The 21,625-nt window shown below is 35.1% G+C and carries 14 protein-coding genes and 1 tRNA gene; 8 read left to right on the forward strand and 7 right to left on the reverse strand.

All coding sequences use genetic code 11. The annotated features are described in order from the left end of the window. The first annotated feature begins 614 nt into the window (after positions 1–614). On the forward strand, positions 615–929 hold the full coding sequence (locus ACFIJ7_RS05725) for a helix-turn-helix domain-containing protein (protein ID WP_007347852.1): 315 nt from the start codon (positions 615–617) through the stop codon (positions 927–929). Here the strand turns inward: ACFIJ7_RS05725 and ACFIJ7_RS05730 are convergent. Together ACFIJ7_RS05730 and ACFIJ7_RS05735 are read right to left on the reverse strand one after the other, a co-directional pair. Next, positions 853–1,035, reverse strand: coding sequence for a hypothetical protein (locus tag ACFIJ7_RS05730; RefSeq protein WP_015856659.1), 183 nt, complete (start codon positions 1,033–1,035; stop codon positions 853–855). The two genes, ACFIJ7_RS05725 and ACFIJ7_RS05730, sit on opposite strands and share 77 nt — an antisense overlap. Before the next feature lie 1,705 nt (positions 1,036–2,740). Continuing rightward, positions 2,741–2,817 (reverse strand) — tRNA-Ile (locus ACFIJ7_RS05735). A 172-nt stretch (positions 2,818–2,989) separates the two neighbouring features. On the opposite strand from ACFIJ7_RS05735, the gene ACFIJ7_RS05740 reads away from it, so the two are divergent. Then, positions 2,990–3,733 carry an SIMPL domain-containing protein gene (locus ACFIJ7_RS05740; RefSeq protein ID WP_015856660.1) on the forward strand — a complete coding sequence of 248 codons (744 nt, stop codon included), beginning with the start codon at positions 2,990–2,992 and terminating at the stop codon, positions 3,731–3,733. A gap of 28 nt (positions 3,734–3,761) precedes the next feature. Here ACFIJ7_RS05740 and ACFIJ7_RS05745 read toward each other — a convergent pair whose 3' ends face one another. From ACFIJ7_RS05745 to dnaG, 3 genes are all read right to left on the reverse strand, one after another. Then, complete coding sequence (locus tag ACFIJ7_RS05745; protein WP_015856661.1) at positions 3,762–4,223, reverse strand: YcgN family cysteine cluster protein; 462 nt, start codon at positions 4,221–4,223, stop codon at positions 3,762–3,764. Between the two features lie 590 nt (positions 4,224–4,813). Beyond that, on the reverse strand, positions 4,814–6,829 hold the full coding sequence (gene rpoD, locus ACFIJ7_RS05750; RefSeq protein WP_273788086.1) for an RNA polymerase sigma factor RpoD: 2,016 nt from the start codon (positions 6,827–6,829) through the stop codon (positions 4,814–4,816). Between the two features lie 390 nt (positions 6,830–7,219). Beyond that, positions 7,220–9,157: a DNA primase gene (gene dnaG, locus ACFIJ7_RS05755; protein WP_015856663.1), complete on the reverse strand. Its 1,938-nt coding sequence runs from the start codon at positions 9,155–9,157 to the stop codon at positions 7,220–7,222. A 135-nt stretch (positions 9,158–9,292) separates the two neighbouring features. On the opposite strand from dnaG, the gene ACFIJ7_RS05760 reads away from it, so the two are divergent. From ACFIJ7_RS05760 to ubiC, 4 genes are all read left to right on the forward strand, one after another. Then, the gene (locus ACFIJ7_RS05760) at positions 9,293–10,510 is read left to right on the forward strand and encodes a mechanosensitive ion channel family protein (RefSeq protein WP_375636143.1); all 1,218 of its coding nucleotides are present in this window, start codon (positions 9,293–9,295) and stop codon (positions 10,508–10,510) included. Between the two features lie 70 nt (positions 10,511–10,580). After that, entirely contained in the window at positions 10,581–12,272 is a 1,692-nt protein-coding gene (locus ACFIJ7_RS05765) for a Na/Pi cotransporter family protein (RefSeq protein ID WP_375636142.1), read from the forward strand. Between the two features lie 870 nt (positions 12,273–13,142). Then, a complete protein-coding gene (locus tag ACFIJ7_RS05770) occupies positions 13,143–13,394 on the forward strand; it encodes a GlsB/YeaQ/YmgE family stress response membrane protein (protein WP_375636141.1) in 252 nt (83 codons plus the stop codon). A 1,081-nt stretch (positions 13,395–14,475) separates the two neighbouring features. Continuing rightward, the gene (gene ubiC, locus ACFIJ7_RS05775) at positions 14,476–14,982 is read left to right on the forward strand and encodes a chorismate lyase (protein WP_375644797.1); all 507 of its coding nucleotides are present in this window, start codon (positions 14,476–14,478) and stop codon (positions 14,980–14,982) included. Between the two features lie 679 nt (positions 14,983–15,661). Here ubiC and ACFIJ7_RS05780 read toward each other — a convergent pair. Continuing rightward, a complete protein-coding gene (locus tag ACFIJ7_RS05780; protein WP_015856668.1) occupies positions 15,662–16,114 on the reverse strand; it encodes a GatB/YqeY domain-containing protein in 453 nt (150 codons plus the stop codon). A gap of 258 nt (positions 16,115–16,372) precedes the next feature. Between ACFIJ7_RS05780 and carA the strand changes: the two genes are divergently transcribed. Next, the gene (gene carA / locus ACFIJ7_RS05785) at positions 16,373–17,569 is read left to right on the forward strand and encodes a glutamine-hydrolyzing carbamoyl-phosphate synthase small subunit (RefSeq protein ID WP_375644798.1); all 1,197 of its coding nucleotides are present in this window, start codon (positions 16,373–16,375) and stop codon (positions 17,567–17,569) included. A gap of 969 nt (positions 17,570–18,538) precedes the next feature. Here carA and ACFIJ7_RS05790 read toward each other — a convergent pair. Beyond that, a complete protein-coding gene (locus ACFIJ7_RS05790) occupies positions 18,539–19,759 on the reverse strand; it encodes an MFS transporter (protein WP_375636138.1) in 1,221 nt (406 codons plus the stop codon). Between the two features lie 757 nt (positions 19,760–20,516). On the opposite strand from ACFIJ7_RS05790, the gene ACFIJ7_RS05795 reads away from it, so the two are divergent. Continuing rightward, on the forward strand, positions 20,517–21,353 hold the full coding sequence (locus ACFIJ7_RS05795) for a DUF1460 domain-containing protein (protein WP_375644799.1): 837 nt from the start codon (positions 20,517–20,519) through the stop codon (positions 21,351–21,353). Positions 21,354–21,625: the final 272 nt, after the last annotated feature.

Consider the following 21,625-nt stretch of genomic DNA (forward strand, 5'->3'; position numbering starts at 1 on the left):
CACTCATCCCCGTAAGGGCATTGATCGAATGTATACACCCTACCAAACAACCACCTATGTGACTCAGATTACCTTCCTGTTTAATAAAATATCCAAGATCACTTTTTTGATATTTTCCAAATTTTTTAACGCATATATACGATATACCATCTGATAGTGATCTAATTTATTACAATAAAGGAGAAATCAGTATTCTTTGCCTATGAATTTACATTTTTTCTACAGCCATTATCCTATCTCTTAAGGCTCTAAAGCTTCGTTATACTCACACATCGCCTCAACACAGAATTTTTTTACAAATTCTGATGTTGGGGTATATCTTGATTTATAATGCTGCTACGTATACTATCACAGTGAAATCTCATAAACATACGAGTGTGTATCGCCATTTCTGGTATACACGTTTATTTTTTCACAACCGTGGAACTAAGCAACCATTTTTTATTGATTCGAATCTGAAAGTGTATGGGGACATTTTGTTATTAGTTAAAAACAACTCTATATGCTTCATTAGCGAAGAGCTACACATGGATATTTTCACGCTCCTTGTATCATATATTCTGGATTCGCAACGCAATATTAACGCTATAGCGTAAATATGTAAAGGTCTAAAAATGACAAAGACTGAAAAAGATTGGTTCCAACGCTTAGTTGAATTGATTAAAAGTGACGGACGAACAATGATTGAAATAAGCAGAGCTGCAGGCTGTGGACAAAATTACGTCCAACAAATGATAAATGGAGGAAAGAGGCCTTCAGTAGATAAACTCATGGCTATTTTGAACACACTGGGAAATGCTAGTGCCATATATGTAATAACTGGTTTCAACATCTCCGATGAAGACTTAAAACTCATAACTTTGATTTCGTCTGGAGATAAAAAGAAGATTGAAGCCTTAAATGTTCTGTTGAATGAGCAGAATCTGTAGAATTTTCTACTCTATCCAATATCGCTTGCTTTTGAGACGTCGATAAAGACTCCCATTTTACAATAATATCAGATAAAGTTGTTTCAAATTTTTTATCATTCTTCATAGTCATACTCCATGTAGTCAAACTATATAACGCTAAAGCGTTTAAATATATCTCATACCTTAGAAAAAAATATTTGCAATAGGCAGTATGGAAGCAATTGTGTACAAACTTATTTTACAAAATCAGATGAAGTTCTATTAGTCATGTACCATGGTGAAACAGAAAGCATCACACGATCCAGATCTTCTTATGAAAATTGGTATAATCTATCAAAAATGCGAATAATGTTACGCATATCTTGTGATTCGGACCAGTAACAAACTAATGTGAAAATATCCCTGAAGACACTCCTGAACTCTATATAAGAGAACACGAAAAAGCTTTTTTGAAAAAAAATATATCACAATTTTATTCTACATAGCACCGTCTATGTTTTTTAAACAATATTGCAAAGCAAGAATATAACAATGTTATAGGAATAAATTCTTATAAACAGAGCCACACTACCTAAAACTCTGTAACACGTTTATAGGTAACCTCCCCTCTAAACGCACCTTGTAAATACTAATATTAAGTCTCTATCATAAGCAAAAATGATACTATTAAAAAATAAAACGAATCACCACGCATAATCCTTGTACGTAAATTGTATTGCAGATTTACAACAAGAGAGAAATTCCCTTATGTAAATGAAGAATTATATTTTCAAAGTATGATTTTGAAGAAAAGTATACTTTTCCAAAAAAAATTACCCTCTCTGCCAATAATTTTTCATAAGAGAGAAAACTCACAACAAAGATAAAACTCTCTACACAATCAATACGAGAAAAATGTTAGCAATACCCAAAAGTGCTAGGTTGACCTAAATATTGCCAATCCCCTATGAGAGTAAAATCAAAAAAGACTTCTGCTCTTCAATAATAATTTGGCTTACATGAAAACTCTATAATTTGAGCATTAAGCGAAAAATACACAAAAACAGAAAATGGCATTTTAACGAATTTTCCAATATCATAGAAAACATTTTTTACAGAATAAATAAAATGCTTATTACAATAAAATCTGGATGATGCAAAGCGATAGAAAAAACCACTCAATTGACTTTTCAAAGAACAATTGATGAGATTCTTTTCAGAGAACACGCCAACGTCACTATGAACAATATTTCTCAAAAATCAAATAGAACTCCTCTCTTGGGAAAAAGAAAATATCAACAAATGTTATTATCGTTGACCCCATGATACATATGAGCACCTATGGATTACATCCTCTTATATACAACCTTTCATCACGATAATGCTATTCGAACGTCTAAAAGACATTAACATCACTCAGAAAAAAGCAAATTTACACTAAATGTTTTTTGAGCCATTTGTTCTAAACAGATACAATCTTTAAAATTGGTTTTATTGGGATCTGTTTATTTATAGAACAAGCATAAATAAACTTATCCAATGAAGCTTTTAGTCTTCTATTTTATGAAGAACATCATACAGAAAAAGTACAAAACAGTATATGAATTAAGAAAGTAAATAGCGCCACATATCAGTTAATCCAAATGCTACAATGTTTCAAATGAGAGCACTTCTTTAATGAGACTAAAAAACATACTATCACTTTATATTAAAGCGACTGATAGAAAAAAACAGCAATAAACAATGACAAAGGATTTTAGAACAAACAGAAAAATAAATAAAAAACGAAAAAGGTAGAATCCCAAAATTTTTATATAAGCTACCCATTTTTCTATTGGCCATTTCCCTATTGGTGGGCCCGGAGGGACTCGAACCCCCAACCAAGCGGTTATGAGCCGCTGGCTCTAACCAATTGAGCTACAGGCCCCATATATAGGTTGTTTCTCTCTAAACTAAAATGCCCTATGATACAAGAGCTGACGAAGATTATAACCCATCTTTTTCTCTTTTCTATTGGTTTTTTTTTCAGTGCCCTAATTTCTTTACAAGAACTCTTAAAAATGAGAGAATAGTTAACTGACAAATATAAAGGTATAGATATGATAGAAAAGAAAATTCAACCACTGAAGGGTTCTCTGGTTAAAGCAGTTATATTAGCATTTACACTCTTAGCCACATCGTTGACTGTACGTGCTTATGCTGAAGAAAATAAAATGAAAAATGCAACTATTACAGTGACTGCAATCGGAGAAAGTCAAGCTGCACCGGATATGGCAATTATTAATCTAGCCGTTGTTACCTATGACAAAACTGCCCAAAAGGCATTAGCTTCCAATAATCAATCCATCAATGATATTATAAAAGCTTTTAAAAACGATGGCATCCAAGCAAATGATTTGCAAACATCAGGTTTATCCATTTATCAGTCGACTTCTGATAAACACCACGAAAAAAAGAATAATGAAAAACTCTATCATGTTTCAAATTCTTTAACCGTGCGCATTCGTGATCTTAATAATGCTGGTAAAATCTTTGATCAAGCGATGACTCTAGGTGTTAATTCAGTCAACGGCATTACTTTTACCAACGCAGATACAAAGCCGTTTTATCAAGAAGCACGTAAAAAAGCCATTACTGAAGCCATTGAAAAAGCGCAAACGATAGCGCAAGCAGCCGATTTAAAATTAGGAAAAATTATTGAAATCAATGAAAGGGATGATTACTACCACCCAACACCACGTCTCATGAGTAGAGCAGCAGATGCAAGCTACGAAAATACAAATTTTGCAGGTGGTGAATTAACTTATAATGTGAGCGTCACTGTCGTCTTTGCGATCGATTAAGTCGCCAACTGTTGTATAAAAAATCATATTACTGGCCTTTACATAGAAGACCAGTAATGTGATGAAGATAATCTTCCTCAGATAATAATTCGTCTTCGTAAACCTCTATCTGTCCGCGTGCAGAAATATGCGCTGTATGTACCGTCTGGCAATCTCCTGATACCAATGGATGCCACCAATGAAGATCTTTTCCCTCATAAATTAATCTATAAGCACAACTTTCTGGAAGCCAACGCGCTGTTTTAACTGTCGTAATGTCTAGCGATATACAATCTGGTACAATTGATTTGCGATGAGCATAATCTCGACACCTACAAGTTTCCCCATCTAAAAGACGACAAGCAATACTGGTTGCATAAAGGTCACCCGTATCATCGTCCTCAACTTTATGGAGACAACAACGACCACAGCCATCACAAAGGCTCTCCCACTCAGAAATGGAAATCTCTTCTAATTTTTTTACTTTCCAAAAGGGAAGCTCTCCACTCATAAACTCAGACACACCTTTTTTAATTAAGACGATCTATAAAAAATGAAACGTTTAATTTCTATAATTTCATCTATTTCTGTCTCTTAAAAAGATTCAACTCAATGTATGCTTTAAACCGTTTTCTTAAAATCTATCTGAATAAAAAGAGAATATTCAAAAAATAGCGCATATAAATGAACATAATCTATTGAAACATTCCTTTATAAACTGACGAAGAATAAAATGCGTCACCTAAAATGATAAAAATTCCGCAACGAATACACATTTCTCATCAAAAAGTCCGTATGTTGCAATATAAGTTTATTCTTAATAGATCCTATTTCTTAATAAACGAGCCGCTACACGCAAGATAATGTTTTTCGTTCATTTTTTCAAATGACTACCACACCAGTATTTACCCTACATCTGTTATTTTCAGAAAGAGAAATACAAAATTCAAAAGCTAAGAAAAACATTAAACATCGTAAACTTTCTGGATTATTCAAATTCTTCCCATATTTTCTCAAAAAAGCATCAAAGTACAATGTGACACACCTCCCCTTCATTAAGAAGAAAGAGGGATTTATTAAAATACACACGAATTTCTTTATTTAAGAATCGAGAAAACTACGCAATTTTCGTGAACGGCTAGGATGTTTTAATTTACGAAGTGCCTTTGCTTCAATCTGACGAATACGCTCTCTTGTAACTGAAAATTGTTGTCCTACTTCTTCCAACGTGTGATCTGTATTCATCCCTATTCCAAAACGCATCCGCAAAACACGTTCTTCCCGCGGTGTTAATGAAGCAAGAACGCGTGTCGTCGTATCTCGCAGATTAGCTTGGATAGCTGCATCAATTGGTAATAACGCATTCCTATCCTCAATAAAATCACCTAAATGGGAATCATCTTCATCACCAACAGGCGTTTCGAGTGAAATGGGTTCTTTTGCAATTTTAAGAACTTTTCGTACTTTTTCCAACGGCATAGAAAGCTTGCTAGACAATTCTTCTGGTGTTGGTTCTCGTCCAATTTCATGGAGAATCTGACGCGATGTACGAACGATTTTATTAATTGTTTCAATCATATGAACAGGGATACGAATAGTACGCGCCTGATCAGCTATTGAACGTGTAATAGCCTGACGAATCCACCATGTTGCATAAGTTGAAAACTTGTAGCCGCGCCGATATTCAAACTTATCCACAGCCTTCATCAAACCGATATTACCCTCTTGAATAAGATCAAGAAACTGCAAACCACGATTAGTGTATTTTTTTGCAATTGAAATGACAAGACGCAAATTAGATTCTACCATCTCTTTTTTCGCAATTGTTGATTCGCGTTCACCTTTCTGCACCTGCATAACAATCCGACGAAATTCACCAATCGAAATAGCCGTTTCTTGCGCAAGATTTTGTATCTCACTTCGCAGTTTTTGGATTTCTTTTGCTTCACGCATCGAAAATTCTTTCCAACCAGGTGTAGGCAAAGCAGCAATATAATTCATCCAATCTGCGTCCAATTCACGCCCTTGGTATTCTTTTAAAAAATCCTCGTGGCCAATGCCATAACTGTTGGCAATCCGTTTTAGCTTACCTTCATTATGAATCAATCTCTTATTGATGTCATAAAGCTGTTCAACCAAAGCTTCGATACGATTTTGGTTTAAAGAAAGAGATTTTACTGCTTGAATCAACTCACCCTTTAATTGAATATATTTCTTCTTCTGAGAAGATGTAAGGGCCCCCTCTTTACGCTCTGCCAAACTGCTTTCAACATGCTGATCTTGTAATTTTCGTAATTTCACATAGGTTTGAGCAATAAAATCCAATGTTTCCATAACTTGAGGACAAAGTTCATTTTCCATTGCAGCAAGCGATAAGTTAACATCGTCATCGTCTTCTTCATCATCGTCTTCAATGTTTCTCTCTCCTGCGCTCTCCCCCATATTACGTATACCAGAAGACATTTTTTCTTCTTCTGTCTTATTCACTTCACTTCGCTCAATAACAGGAGCCTGCTTTGCTTCTGGACCAGCATAAGTCGTTTCAAGATCAATAATTTCACGAAGAAGAATACGCTGTTCTTTTAACTCGTCACGCCATATAATAAGAGCCTGAAAAGTTAAAGGACTCTCACAAAGTCCCGCAATCATTGTCTCACGCCCTGCTTCAATACGCTTAGCAATGGCAATTTCACCTTCCCGTGAAAGAAGCTCAACAGCTCCCATTTCACGCAAATACATACGCACCGGATCATCCGTACGATCTGTTACTTCGCGTTTATTCGTTGTCGTTGCAATTGCGTGGCTAGAGGCCTCTACTAAATCACCACCCTCTACTGTAACTTCTTCTTCATAATTTTCAGACTCAACTTCATCCTCATCATCCACAACATTAACCCCCATCTCAGAGAACATCGCCAAGATATCTTCAATTTGTTCGGATGTAACCTCGTCAGAAGGAAGAACAGCATTGAGTTCATCCATTGTTACGTAGCCATTTTTTTTGGCAAGTTTAATCATTTTCTTGATGGCATCATCAGAAAAATCAAGAAGAGGACCATCCAAACTTGCTTGGCTTGTTACTTCTGCATTATCTTTCTGTTTAACCTTTGTTGCCATACCATAACTCCACTCGACCACTTCACAGTTTCCATGTAACCATAGTTTCCATGTGACCAGTTTTTTTTGCTCTCACTAAAATCTACCAATAGTTTCTCATATAGACTTCCTTTTAAGAGATTACTATTGGAAAGAATACATTTTGTATACGCCTTAACATCCAGACAAGCTTGACATCCAGACAAAAACGCGGGAAAACTCCAGAAGTTTCCCCGACACCTCTCAGCCCTTCTGAGATAATCTCTGTACCCTATCGTAAGAACCAATTTCCCGCTTTTCCTAAAATTTACCCGCTTTTCCTAAAATTTAATTGCCATCTTTATGAAAATGTCACTCCCATAAACTTCCTCATCTAAAATTTAAGTGACTGATTCGCATTAAAAAAGCGAATCATTTTATCGTATCTTGTGTATTCCCGTCTATTTTTTCATCCAACCAACTTCCAAACCCTTCAATTAACGCTTCTGTTGCCTGCATCTGCTCCAGCTCATTTTTTACCTCACGAAGCAGATCAAAAACCTCACTCTTAGGATTTTCTACAAGTTGCTCTTTAATATCCTGTAATCTCTTATGTAGGTGGTGTTCTTGAAGATGCAAGTAGACAGCTTGTTTTAATATCGCACGTGCATCCTCTATAGAAGCTCTACCAAAGATAATACGCATACCAATATTTTGCACAAGATGTTTCATACGCTCTAACAGAGCCTTTTGCCCTCTTTTTTCTAAGAGCGCAATCATCGTCTCCTTATCATGAAGCTGTTGATTCCCAAGAATTTCCAACATAGCTTGATGAAAGCACATCAATTGAGTATTTTTTAATTCTAACTCAGAAAGAATTTCAAAATTTTCATACCACAACTCAGGATAGTAAGCTAAAGTGAGTAAAATCACTGCTTCTCGCAAAGGAATAGATTGCGAAGAATTTCGTACTATTTCAGAATTTGCTAACAGAGAAAAGGATTGATCTTTAAAGATCCTATTTGATGAAGATTGATCATATCGCCCTTCTCCCTTTTTTTTCGAAAAAGAGGGACGAAAAAAATCAAAAAGACGTTTTTTTACATCTTGCAAATAATAACGACGGACATCTTCATCCTTAATCGTAAAAATTTGTTGTTTTAGTTGTTTTTCTAGCGCTGCTCGTGTCTCTGGAGTTTCAAAATGCTTTCCATAGGTAGCTCGCCACCATAAAAGCTCACTCAAAGGAATTGCTTTTTGCAAAAAAGAAGAAAAAAGTTGTGCTCCACCAGCACAAACAATTTCATCAGGATCTTTTCCTTGTGGCAACAAAACAAAGCGTACACAAACCCCAGCCTTTAAAAGAGGCAACACACGATCAGCAACACGAAAAGCAGCGTTTAAACCAGCATCATCACCATCAAAACACAAAATGGGCTCCTTCCCCATCTGCCATAAAAGCTCAATTTGCGCTTCCGTTAATGCTGTCCCCAAGGGCGCTACAACTCCTTCAAAACCAGCTTTAGTCAATGCAATGACATCCATATACCCCTCAACAACAAGGAGTGAATGATTTTTTTCATCGCCAACAAAGCGACTGTTTTTGCGAGCTGCTACCGCGTTATAAAGTATATTTCCTTTATGAAACAGCACTGTTTCAGGGCTATTGAGATATTTTGCTCGTGTCTCTTTCTCTAATGCACGCCCTCCGAAAGCCACCACACGTCCGCGCAAATCTTCGATAGGAAACATAATGCGATTTCTAAATCGGTCATAAGAATCCGCACTCCCCTCACGCACTGTGAGAAGTCCACATTCTTCCATTTGCTTTATTGAAATGCCCCGTGCACTCAAAGCTTCTTTCAAAGCTGTACGCCTTACCGGTGCAAAACCAATGCGGAAACGCTCTACGAGCTCTGGTGTCACACCACGTGCATCCAAATAACGACGTGCTTGCACACCTCCTTTATCGCGTAAATTATATTGAAAAAAATCTGTAGCAATTTTCATTACATCATAAAGCTCAGCTTTTTCCAGTTGACGTTTATGACTTTGTGAATCCAAAATAGGGAGTTTCATTCCCGCAAAATCAGCCAAACGCTCTACACTTTCTGAAAAGTGCAATCCATCAAGCTCACACAAAAAGGTAAAAATATCTCCACTTACACCACAACCAAAACAATAATAGCGCCCTTTATGATCATCACAATGAAAACTTGGCGTTTTTTCACCATGAAATGGACAACAACACCAAAAGTCTCCCCGTGAAGGCTTACTTTTTCGAGGATCAAAATCCACCCGTTGACCAATCACTGTTGAAATTGGGAGTCTAGTACGCAGTTCATTAAGGAAATCGGGCGGGAAACGCATTATCTCTCACAGAGTTTGAAAATTCTTTTTTGCATATTTAACGACTTTAGAGCATAATTCCAATACTTCCTCTTAAGTAGTTGTAAAATTTTAAACTCTTAACTGCATATAACTTTAGAAATGGAGAGTGGAAAAGTGATCGAATTTATTGTTCAATATCCGTGGTTAGAGGCTATTTCTTGGCTTATTATTCTTACTATATTTGCCCTTTTAGTCAACTTTCTAGGACGAAAATTACTTATTCACGGAGCCAAAAAACTCTCTTCTTTTCTCCCCAAAAATACAACGATCGATATTAATAATGCTATTCAATACATAGCGGATATCATTTCAGCCTTTATTATTTCGGTTGGTGTTAATTTTATACCAACATTGCCCAATGCATTCAGTACTATCATCGGTAATGTTGCTAACGCCTTCATTATCTTTTTTGTTGTTCTGACAATTTCTGCCTGTCTGAATGTCATTAACATCCTCTACGAACAACGACCAACAGCACGGTTAAAACCAATAAAAGGTTATATTCAAATTGCTAAAATTGCACTTTTTGCTGTTGCGACAGTTTTAATGGTCGCTACATTGATTGACCGCTCCCCTCTTATTCTTTTCTCCGGTCTTGGTGCAATGGCCGCGGTTCTCATGTTAATTTTTCAAGATACGCTTCTTTCTCTCGTTGCCGGTATTCAAATTTCATCCACTGATATGGTTCGCGTTGGTGATTGGATTGAAATCCCTAATCTCGGTGCCGATGGTGATGTTATTGAAATTGCCCTGCATACTGTCAAAGTTCAAAATTTCGACAATACCATCACCTCAGTTCCTATCCGTAAACTTGTGACCGACCCTTTTAAAAATTGGCGTGGAATGCAAGAATCGGGTGGAAGACGCATCAAACGCTCCCTTTTTATTGATCAATCAAGTATCCATTTTCTCACAGAAGAAGAACAAAAATATCTTTCCCGATTTAATTTATTAGAAAATTATTTCACGCAAAAATTAGCAGAAATTGACCAATGGAATGCTCAATTAGATAAAAATCATGATGTCTTAGCCAATACGCGCCGTTTAACCAACATTGGAACTTTTCGTGCTTATGTTTTTGCTTATCTACAACAACATATAAACATCAACCCTAATATGACCTTTATGGCACGGCAATTACCTCCTACAGAAAATGGTTTACCATTGGAAATTTATTGCTTTACGAACACCACCGTTTGGATAGACTACGAACAAATTCAAGGTGATATTTTTGATCACCTTTATTCCATTCTTCCCTGTTTTGGTCTAAAGGTTTTTCAAAATCCAAGCGGTTATGATTTTAATCAAGTATTAAAAGCAAAAACGAAATAAAAACGATAAACTTTAATTTATCAATTTTGAGGCAAACATACTCATAACAACAGAGAAAGAATAAAGTATCATGAATGGTTCATTGGTACTCCTTCATCTTGCCGGCGCTATTTCTTTACTTCTCTGGGCCACACGCATGGTGCGCACAGGAATTGAACGCGCCTATGGTGACAGACTTAAATATAAAATGTGCCACGTCATTTCAAAACCATTGTTTGCGGTAAGTTTTGGGCTTTTTACAGCAATGATTTTACAAAGCTCTACAGCAATAACGCTCCTTGTTGGTTCTTTCGTTGAATCTGGTTTTGTCTCTGGAGTAGCGGGACTTATGGCTGTACGCGGAGGAGAATTAGGATCAGCAATCGTTGTTAAAATTCTCACCTATGATCTCACACTTGTTGTGCCCCTTTGTCTTTTAATTGGCACTTGTATCTTCATGACAACAGAAAAACGTGAGTGGCGTCAAATAGGACGTATTGTCATCGGTATTGGTCTGTTAATTTTATCTTTAGAGATGATAAGTACAGCGACAGAACCTTTACGTGAAAGCGAAATTTTGCCTAGCATCATTCGTTATCTTTCAACCGATCCTGTTTCCACTTTTTTGTTGGCTGCTGGCTTAACCTACCTCTTACATTCATCTATTGCAGGAATCATTTTGCTGGTCAATTTTGCCAACTACGATCTTATCCATACGCAACTCTGTGTTGTCATGGTTCTTGGTGTCAACTTTGGCTCTTCTCTTATAGCACCACTTTTAACGCGCAACGCCTCTCCTAATACCCGCCTCGTTCCCTTAGGAAATTTACTCATGCGTGGGGCCGGTTCAATCCTTGTACTTATCTTATTTCTCTCCTTCCGCCCTCCCATCACATGGCTTGGCAATAACGCCCCTACTCAAGTGATCAACGCCCACATTATTTTTAATGTTTTCATTCTCCTTGCTGGAATACCGCTTTCAAAATGGGTTTTAAAATTAACCACTCAAATTGTTCATATAAGTGCAAAAAAAACGCAAGCCGACAAAACGCTCAATTTATCGGATCAAACAGCTCTTGATGACAGTGTGCTTGAACGCCCCTCTCTCGCTCTCTCGAATGTCATGCGTGAAGTCATTCATATTTGTGATCTTGTAGACATCATGCTAGAAAAAATCATGGGACTTTATGAAAATCCTGATCCCAATATTATTCGTGAACTCAACCAACTCAACACCATATTGGACAAAAAACATATCGCCATCAAACTTTATCTTGCACGATTAGCGGGACAAAAATTATCTGACGAAGAAGCTCTTCAAACGCAAGAACTTCTAGGCGCCTGTATAAAATTAGACCAAGCAGGCGATATCATTATTCATAATATGCTGATGCTGGTTAAAAAGAAACAACAAAAAGGTTTACAGTTCAGCAGCGAGGGCTGGAATGATCTCCTTCGTTTCCACGCCATTGTACTAGCCAACGCGCATATAGCATTTAACGTTCTTGTCTCACGTGATACACACACTGCACACCTATTGGTACAAAAAAAAGATCAACTACGAAACTTAGAAAAGGAGATGAGTTTAAAACATTTTAAACGTTTGCGTGAAGGGGATCTCAAAAATGTAGAATCATCCAGTCTTCATCTCGACACTGTCCGCGACCTCAAACAAATCAACTCTCTTTTGACCTCAATGATCTACCCCATTTTAGAAGAACAGGGACTTCTTCAAAGTTCTCGCCTACGCAACCCTGCTGAAGAACAAACAGAAAAACCTTAAACTTTTAAATAACTTGAATAAGAAATACATCACATCGATTACTCGATTTTGAATATGGTCAAGATACTGATTTAATCAAAATATTTTATTATTTGACAATTTAAATGAGCTTTCTGCATCGTAAATTTCTTTCATTTAAAATCTATTCATGATGAATTACTCAAAGTCATTTGCTTACACATTATAAACAAAGCAGCATGTAGAATAGAACTCTTGAAGAAAGACGTAAAAATGCCTAATCATCTCAAAGCCAAGACTGTTAAACACATAAAGAGAAAGTCAAGAGTATAATGGTTCCAACCTAAACTCTCCTTGTAAAAAGGAATTGCCCCACAGTAGCAGCAAAAACAGAAATACTCTATAAGGAATGCAAAACCCCACAAAAATGCAACATTTATATCAAGATTGGTAGAGACTCAACCTATACAGCCATTCTATAACGTGTCAACAAAACAGTTTTAATTTCATTTCAAACATCATTGATATCAATTGGCAAGCTCCAAACTTTTAAATATCTATTTTACTTATTGCTTTAATCACAAATCACAATTGTTTTTTTAAACTTAAGAGAGAGAGATTAAAAAAGCTTATAAATAAACTTTATGACTTTTTAAAACATTTTCACTAATATTTTCTTCTTTTATTCATATTTCTCAATTAATTAATTTATTTATAAATTAAAATGTGTTATATGTTTATACTTATTAAGTATTATTATGATATCAATGTAAATATTATTTTAATATAAAGGAAAATAATAAGTAAAATTTCTAACAGAAATATCCTTTTCACTGGATAAAAAGGGGATAAATCTTGATTTTTAAAAAGTTTACTCTAGTTACAATTTAAATTCAGGCAAAGGAGAGTATCATGGAAAATGCAAACATCGGTTGGATTGCTGCTATTATTATCGGCGGGATTGCAGGTTGGGCTGCACAGTATATTATGAAAAGCCAAACAGGAATATTATTAAATATTATCTTAGGGATTATTGGCGCTGCGCTAGCAAGCTTTCTTTTTAGTCTTTTAGGTGTAAATTTTGCTGGTTGGCTTGGCTATCTTATTTCAGGTTTTATAGGAGCCTGTATTCTTATATGGATAGTACAAAAAATTCGATCCTAGAGCATTTATTTTTTATACCTTTTGGGATTCAATAAAAAACTGGGAAACAACTAGAAAAATTTGAAATATTTCCCGGTAACTCGTTGTTACCAGTTTTGATATGATGGTGAGGTGCTTAAGCTGCGATTTTGGGCATACACCATCACCATATTTTAAAACGAAATGCAGTAAAGACCTTTATAACGCACCCATTTCATACCTATATAAACTTACGCATATCAGGAGAGATATGTTGCGTTATTTTAACGCAATACGAACCTATTTTTGTACAGTGCGCGCAAATCTAGCTCATCTTACTGTAATAACAATCCATAAGGTTACAAAAATCACTAACGATGATTAAAGACTCTACCGCATAGCACTTAACGCCTATACACTTCATCAACAATACCCTTTTTACCGAAAAAATCGAGGAGCTCTTTTGCATTCTTAAGAAGTAAAGAGAGAAGGTAAGCAAAAAATGATAAAGAATTTTTTTCTAATCTGTGAAATAAAAGAATATCTAAAGTAGATATACTATAAATACATATGAATATAACTTTATTATAAAATGACTACACATTCTGTAATATGACGTAATTTATTACAATTTAAATAATATAATATATTTTAAAGTTTTCAAAAATATATGTATTACTATAAAATTATTTATTATAAAGAATACGATCTTCTTTACATCTCAATTCAAAAGGTTTGAATATCTCTTCACTTTCCAAAGTATAAAATAAAGTTTTATTTCTCTTACAGTTTCCTCTTTATATCATCTTACATAGATGATTTTTTATATGCGTTACAAACGAATTTTAAAGCACAAAACATTTTTCCCATTGCTCTCATGCGATAAAGAAATTTCCGTAATGCATTGTGTGAAAGCATCTTGGATAAAACATAATACTTATTTTGCTTTTTTAATGAAAATGATCCTATAATATGTATTTTCCGCATATCTTCTTTTAAAGACCTTTGATATCTTCCTGTTAAAATCTTGCTGCTTTTATACTCCTTGTATTACAATAGAGCTATTTATTTTAGTTCGCCCAACATAACATATGGAATAAGACTTTAAATGTGGAGTAAAATGATGTCTGATCTTGAAAATTCCATCTTACCACCTCTAAAGTGGCTCTCTGATCAAAATCCTCCAATACCAGAAAATATTCGCGATTGGCTCATGGAATCGGGTTCAATGACGCTTCGATTAAAGAAATATTGTACCTACCTCCAAGTTCAACCACAACGCGAATGTTTTATTACGCGAGATCAATTAACAGACGAAGCAGAGCATCTCCCCGAAAGTGCGCGTTATTGGCTACGCGAAATCATATTGATGGGAGATAATAAACCTTGGCTTTTTGGACGCACTGTAATTCCACAAGAAACCCTCCTACACAATCAAGCCTTGATGCATTTGGGAACTGTACCTCTAGGACATTATTTATTTAACCATGACAAATTAACCCGCGATTACATTCATATTGGTCAACAAGGTGTGCTATGGGCACGCCGTTCCCGTTTACGGTTAACGGGTAAACCATTGTTGCTAACTGAACTATTTTTAACAGATTCACCACTGTATCCCCACAAATAGAGATTACTCATTTTATTCTGCATAATTTATAGATTTTATATAGCTTATAAGGGATTTAATCAGAGAAAAGAATTTCAAAATCAGCTCAAAACACATTACAAACAAAGACTTATTTTAAAAATATCTTTTCATTTCATCAACTCAGCTTAAAAATGTCTTCTATAGAAAAAACGTTTTAAAGTTCTGATTTTCTTATCATTAAAACCAGCGCTTGAATTAAGAAGATACACACCATATTGATAAATATCATCTACATTTAAATTTCTTGCTGAATAATCACCACTCTAAAAATACGGCAACTCTTTATCAAAAAAATGCTTTGAAACAGCAAAAAAGACAACAATACACTCCCCAAAATTGGAAATCTGTATCAATTAGCTAATCATCCTATTTTAAAATTTTTAACAGTGCAGACAATAGATCTTTTTTAAAAAGTAGAAACTCTATAATTTTTTTGTTTTGTTAATGATCTAACAGCTTTGAAGAACAGAAAAATTTAATACATAAAAGATGTTTTTATTGCTCTATGAGCTCCAAAAAAGGTTCGTTTATTTCAAAAAATATTTTTTTGATAATAATCATGTATGTACAAGATAAATGACATTTATCAACATCCTACTGACTTACAAAAGCGACGCACAATAAAAAATATTTTCCAATCCCCTTGAATTAATAAGATCTATTGCAATTTTTTACGAAGACTATTGCACACTTTAGAAAAATTCATTTGCCCCGCATACCGTTCCTTAAGCCATGCCATCACCTTGCCGATATCGCGTAATTTTTCAGCTTTTGTTTGTGCCAAAGCTTCACAAAGAACCTGTTCTACTTCCATCTCCTTAAGTTGATAGGGAAGAAACTCACGAATAACTTCTATTTCTGCTTGTCCTCTCTCTGCCAATTCCAAGCAACCAGACTCTTTATAGACTCGCATCAATTCTTCACGCTGTTGAAGCATTTTAGTGAAAACAGACTGTATCTGCTGATCATCCACTTCTAACTTCCCTTGATCATAATAAAGAATATCACGATCCCTAACTGCAGCATTCATTAAACGAAGTGTAGCAAGACGCGCACTATCTTGCGCTTTCAAAGCAGCCCTAAGTGCCCCATCAATCTGGTTACGCAACATAAATTTATCCAATTTTGTTCAAGAAAAAAGTGCCTTTTAACCAATCTTTATCCATCTTGCAATGGAGGATAAAAAAATAATTAAGGACTCGATCTTCGAAAAGCTAAAACAAGACTTTACCTCTTCATGGAATGTACTTATACTGCCTATTTCAAGCGAAACATTACCAGAATAATATACACAGCATCTGTTAAAGGTATGATTTTTGTGTAAAGTTGATCATTATACCTTTCAGAGAATAAATTGTGGATACATACTATGATACAAACGACTTCACTCAGCCACCCTTGGAGTATCAAAAAACCTACAGCCCTCTTAGTCTTAGCTGATGGAACCGTTATTGAAGGCAAAGGAGCAGGTGCTACAGGTATTGCTGAAGCTGAAGTGTGTTTTAACACCGCCATCACAGGCTATGAAGAAATCCTCACAGACCCGTCATACACACAACAAATCGTTAATTTTACTTTTCCTCATATAGGAAATGTAGGGGCAAATAGTGAAGATATTGAAGCTCTCACTCCTCTCAATTGTCATGGTGCTGTTGGCGCTATTTTCAAGGCAGACATTACACACCCCTCAAATTATCGTGCCAATGAAAATCTTCATCAATGGCTTAAAACGCGTAAAATTATTGCACTTTGTGGTATTGATACACGTGCGCTCACAATTCTTATTCGTGAAAAAGGTGCGCAAAATGCTGTCATTGCACATGATTCTAATGGAAATTTTGATATTCCTTCATTAAAGAAACGTGCGCAAAAATGGCACGGTCTCGTCAATCTTGACCTTACGAAAGACGTGACATCTCAATCATCAATGCAATGGGATGAAAAACCATGGAGCTGGAATAAAGGATACGGTACAAATAATGTGCACAATCTTCATATCATTGCAATTGACTATGGTATTAAACGCAATATTCTTCGCCTTATGGCAACACAAAAAGCACGCATTACTGTTGTACCGGCCCACACAACTGCAAAAGAAATTCTAGCAATGAACCCTGATGGCGTTTTTCTTTCTAATGGACCAGGGGACCCCGCAGCTACGGCTCAATATGCCGTTCCAACGATCAAAACGTTAATTGATCATAATTTACCAATTTTTGGAATATGTCTTGGTCACCAACTTCTCGCTCTTACGGTTGGTGCAAAAACCATGAAAATGCACCAAGGACATCATGGTGCCAACCACCCAGTTAAAGACCTCAACACTGGAAAAGTTGAGATTGTATCGATGAATCACGGTTTCGCCGTAGATTCTGCCTCTTTACCACAACATGTTCAAGAAACACATATTTCTCTCTTTGATGGTTCAAACTGTGGTATTCGAATCATTGGAAAACCAGTTTTTTCTGTTCAATATCACCCCGAAGCTTCTCCTGGACCACAAGATAGCCACTACCTCTTTCAGCATTTCTGTGATCTCATTATGAATTATAAAAAAATATCTTAAAATAAAATATCTCACCTTCTAGCTTCTCTCCTTTAAATTATATCATCTTCCCATACACAACTATATTATTTTTATACCTACAACTTATTGAATAAGTGTTATTATTTATCATTTTGCAACTAAAATGAGAGCACTGAATAGCTTGAATTTTTCTCATGACTCTCCTCTTAGAATTGTATTCATCAAAATCATTGGCTTCCCCTAAGCAAAATAAGTGTGTCAATAAAAACCATTTTTAAAAAGAGTAAAGTACCTAACCGTACCAAAAGCTCAGAGCTATCGGAACATTGGAAACTGGCAAAGTGAATGATTGGTGCTGCATCTTTTATATACGTAAAGTGAGTAGTGTACGGCAGATCTTATACCATTGACAGTGACTTTTACCTTATATTCTTTATTGGCACTATCATGAAATTGGCGCAAACACATTGAAAGCTATTCCTTCAAATAAGTATTGGATTCACAATACAATTTTAAGCATTATATTTTGCATGAGAAGCATAATTCCTATTAAAGAATAAAAAACTAAAGTGTGAGACCATGCAACAAATCTCTACTTTTAAAAAGATATTACCATAGATGGTTTTGAAAGCTGTAAAGCCGAATAAAAAAGTGATGGCAAAACAGGAAACGGTTTTTCAATTTTACAACTTTATATTCTTCCAAAATGAGTTTTTTTCGATTCTAGAAGTGATGCAAACAAATATACGCAATATTTTACTTCCAATTTGCCATATAAAATTTGGAATTGTTCGCACAGTACTAATACATCTAACGCAGATACGTTTTAATCTTTGTTTTCAATATGCTGCTGCATTAGCACTGAATATTAATTTGCAAGCAACAGAAAAAATACGGACTCTACTATACAAACAATATCACAAAAAACTTTTTACCTATAAAATGATGCATTTTGTTTATCTTGTGCATTCTCTAGCAAAATAGTACGTACCAGCTCTCCTCAACAAATTAACGTACCCGCAAGACAAAAATAACTGTCGCAACGACAAGAAGAAAAAAGCCTCCAACAAAAGGAGCACCAGAAAAATAAAACTGTGCATTTTTATCTGTAAAACATTCAAAAAGAAACACATAAAAAACAGAACCAAATATTAAACTTAACGAAATAACAGATGTCATCGCTCCTTGCAGTTCTCCTTGTACATTTGTTGGTACCTGCGCTGAAGCAATAGCACGTATAGGTGCATGAACAAGATATTCAAGCATTGTACACGCACAAACCATATAAACCATCCACCCCTGCGTCGCAAATGTATAGCCCAGCATAGCAACGGAGGCAAACAAAAGCCCTACTATAACAATATGCCAATCACTCCATCGTTTAGAAAAATAAGGCAAAATGAGAGCGACTACAATAAATTGGCCTATCCCAAAAACACTATAGGAGAGCCCAATAGAAAAAGAACTCCAATCATAGCGTTCTTTTGCAATGAAAGCCCAAATGCTTAACCATACAGATTCCGCAAACCAATAAAGAAAAAAGACCAATAACACCCAAAGAACCATCGGATATTGTTTCAGGTGCCAAAAAGCACCTAAGGGATTTGCCCGCTTAATATCAAAAAAGCGCCTATTCCATAGAGAAAGAGTTTCTGGAAGCATAACCCAAGAAAAAATAAAATTAATAAGTGAAAAACCAGCAGCAAAATAAAACGGAATACGCGGACCAAACTGACCTAAAAAACCACCAATAAACGATCCTAAAATAAACCCCAATGCGGATGCAACGCCTAACAGACCAAAATTGCGTGTACGGGTTTTATCATCGGATATATCCGCAAGATAAGCTGTACAAGTTGCAAAACTAGCACCACTCATCCCTGACAAAAGACGCCCGATAAATAACATAGAATAACTCCATGCTATAGCACATATGAGGTTATCAAGAGCAAAGCAGATAATAGAGAGAAGCAAAATAGGACGACGACCATAACGATCAGAAAGATTGCCAATAACAGGAGCAAACAAAAACTGCATCACTGAATAAGCTGCAAGTAATTTTCCTCTTTCTACAAAAGATGTACTGATATCTTTTCCAGTTAATTGAGAAAAATATTCAGGCAAAACAGGACAAATAATCGCAATGCCAAGAATATCTAACAATAAAGTGATGAACACTAAAACGAGCCCACGCTGAACAAAATTCGGGTTAAGCATTTGGTCTTGCATAACATACACACTATTTTACGCATACAATTACTCCCCCGCTATCTTTTTACTCCCTTTTCCTTTTAAAAGTATTCTATACCATATACTTGTCACATATAAAATAATAACAAAGTAAAAATTTAAGTAAGAGTCAAGATAAAAATATAAAATTACATTTTAATTAGTATATCTTTGTCAAAGCATAAAAAATATTTTTTTGCATTATACGAACAAAATATTTGTGCGACCAACTCATAAACAAAATTTCATGAAACACAGAGCATTTCCAATAATTTTAGAGACATTATGATAGATTTTATCAGACATCATTTCCCCTTCTCATACCAACGTTTTCAGAAATCTCAATTCCACTTGATACGTTAGATATCCTCTAGCAATTGAAACCTTTTAAAAGATAAGCTCTTAAAAAATTTTCTTACCCTCAGAATGTGCTATAAGATTAAAGCAGCATCACCCGAATAGCTTAACAACGTAAAAAGCTCATCATATTTTTTAAAAATATTCATTTGACAATCATTTTATTTAAAAAATAAGTATATTATAGAGAAATATTCTTTGATTCTATAATCTTAAAAACTATTCATATTGCTTGCAATTTGTGTAACCTTAAAAAACATGATTATATCTTTATATTCATTGATGCTCTTAATGATTATATGCTACCGTTAAATCTAATGATAATCATGATACGCATTTTAAAAATAGCACTTTTAGAAACAGTTAGTCATGAATTGTTAATGCAAAAATGGTGTATAGAATGCGAAAAATATCCCTATTAGTTCTCATTTTAATATTGGTAACAGGATGTGATGTTCAGGATTCTGATTCACAAGAGAGTATTTTAGGAAATAAAATAAAAACACAACAAACAACCAACGTAAACTTAGATCCTTATACTCTAAATAAATTAAATGCTCTTCTCAAAAAACGTTCAGAAACAAATTATCAGGAAAAAGGGGCACTAATTGGCTTTCTTTCTGAAGCTTTTTTAGGGACACCTTACCAAGCAAATATGTTACATGGCTCAGAAAATACACCAGAAAAACTGATTATTGATTTTAGAGGCTTAGATTGCTTCACTTATCTGGATTATGTTGAAGCATTGCGCAAATCAACATCCCAACCAGAATTCATAAATAACGTCATAAAAACGCGTTATATTAACGGTAATGTTCATTTTTTAAATCGCAAACATTTTTTTACAGACTGGGCTTATAGAGAATATAAACTCGCCACTGATATTACCGCTGAAATAAGTCCCCTTGCGGTAAAAATAGAAAAATATCTCAACAAAAAAGCTGATGGTGAAAGCTATCTACTTGGGTTGCCAGTTGTGAAACGCACGATAACATATATTCCAAGCAACTTTATTAATGAGGAGGTTATAGGTCGTTTACAGTCTGGTGATTTTATTGGTATTTATACGAAACTTGCTGGATTGGATGTAACACACGTAGGCTTCTTTATCATGACAGATAAAGGTCCAATGTTAAGAAATGCTTCTTCACGAAAAGCAAACGAAAAAGTCGTTGATTCTCCTTTTATGGATTATGTTGCAAAAACACCAGGAATCATTGTTTTAAGAGCTCTTTAATAACATCATAGTGATATGAAATATCTTCTCTATTCTTAAAATAAATACTGTAGTTATTCAGGTAAACATCTAACTTCGTTCAAGCTATACGGATACAATATATTTGTTTACAGTTTTAAGAGAAAAAAGTCGTTTTGATCTAACTTCGTTTATAGGTATGATAAAATCACTTGTGACGAAATCACGGATTTGTGATCACTTTTACTGGTTAAACGATAAAGACAGGCAAAACTCTACTATAGTATCACACTTTCCTTTCATATTCTCAACCA

It is taken from the genome of Bartonella sp. MR100HLJHH (assembly GCF_042194215.1).
Classification (GTDB): Bacteria; Pseudomonadota; Alphaproteobacteria; order Rhizobiales; family Rhizobiaceae; genus Bartonella; species Bartonella grahamii.

Bases quoted from the DNA above. Each gene is read 5' to 3' on its own strand.
- ACFIJ7_RS05795 (WP_375644799.1), top strand. From the start codon at position 20,517: ATGCGAAAAATATCCCTATTAGTTCTCATTTTAATATTGGTAACAGGA.
- ACFIJ7_RS05780 (WP_015856668.1), bottom strand. From the start codon at position 16,114: ATGTTGCGTAACCAGATTGATGGGGCACTTAGGGCTGCTTTGAAAGCG.
- carA (WP_375644798.1), top strand. From the start codon at position 16,373: ATGATACAAACGACTTCACTCAGCCACCCTTGGAGTATCAAAAAACCT.
- ubiC (WP_375644797.1), top strand. From the start codon at position 14,476: ATGTCTGATCTTGAAAATTCCATCTTACCACCTCTAAAGTGGCTCTCT.
- ACFIJ7_RS05730 (WP_015856659.1), bottom strand. From the start codon at position 1,035: ATGAAGAATGATAAAAAATTTGAAACAACTTTATCTGATATTATTGTA.
- ACFIJ7_RS05765 (WP_375636142.1), top strand. From the start codon at position 10,581: ATGAATGGTTCATTGGTACTCCTTCATCTTGCCGGCGCTATTTCTTTA.
- ACFIJ7_RS05770 (WP_375636141.1), top strand. From the start codon at position 13,143: ATGGAAAATGCAAACATCGGTTGGATTGCTGCTATTATTATCGGCGGG.
- ACFIJ7_RS05745 (WP_015856661.1), bottom strand. From the start codon at position 4,223: ATGAGTGGAGAGCTTCCCTTTTGGAAAGTAAAAAAATTAGAAGAGATT.
- ACFIJ7_RS05790 (WP_375636138.1), bottom strand. From the start codon at position 19,759: ATGCAAGACCAAATGCTTAACCCGAATTTTGTTCAGCGTGGGCTCGTT.
- ACFIJ7_RS05740 (WP_015856660.1), top strand. From the start codon at position 2,990: ATGATAGAAAAGAAAATTCAACCACTGAAGGGTTCTCTGGTTAAAGCA.
- ACFIJ7_RS05725 (WP_007347852.1), top strand. From the start codon at position 615: ATGACAAAGACTGAAAAAGATTGGTTCCAACGCTTAGTTGAATTGATT.
- dnaG (WP_015856663.1), bottom strand. From the start codon at position 9,157: ATGCGTTTCCCGCCCGATTTCCTTAATGAACTGCGTACTAGACTCCCA.
- rpoD (WP_273788086.1), bottom strand. From the start codon at position 6,829: ATGGCAACAAAGGTTAAACAGAAAGATAATGCAGAAGTAACAAGCCAA.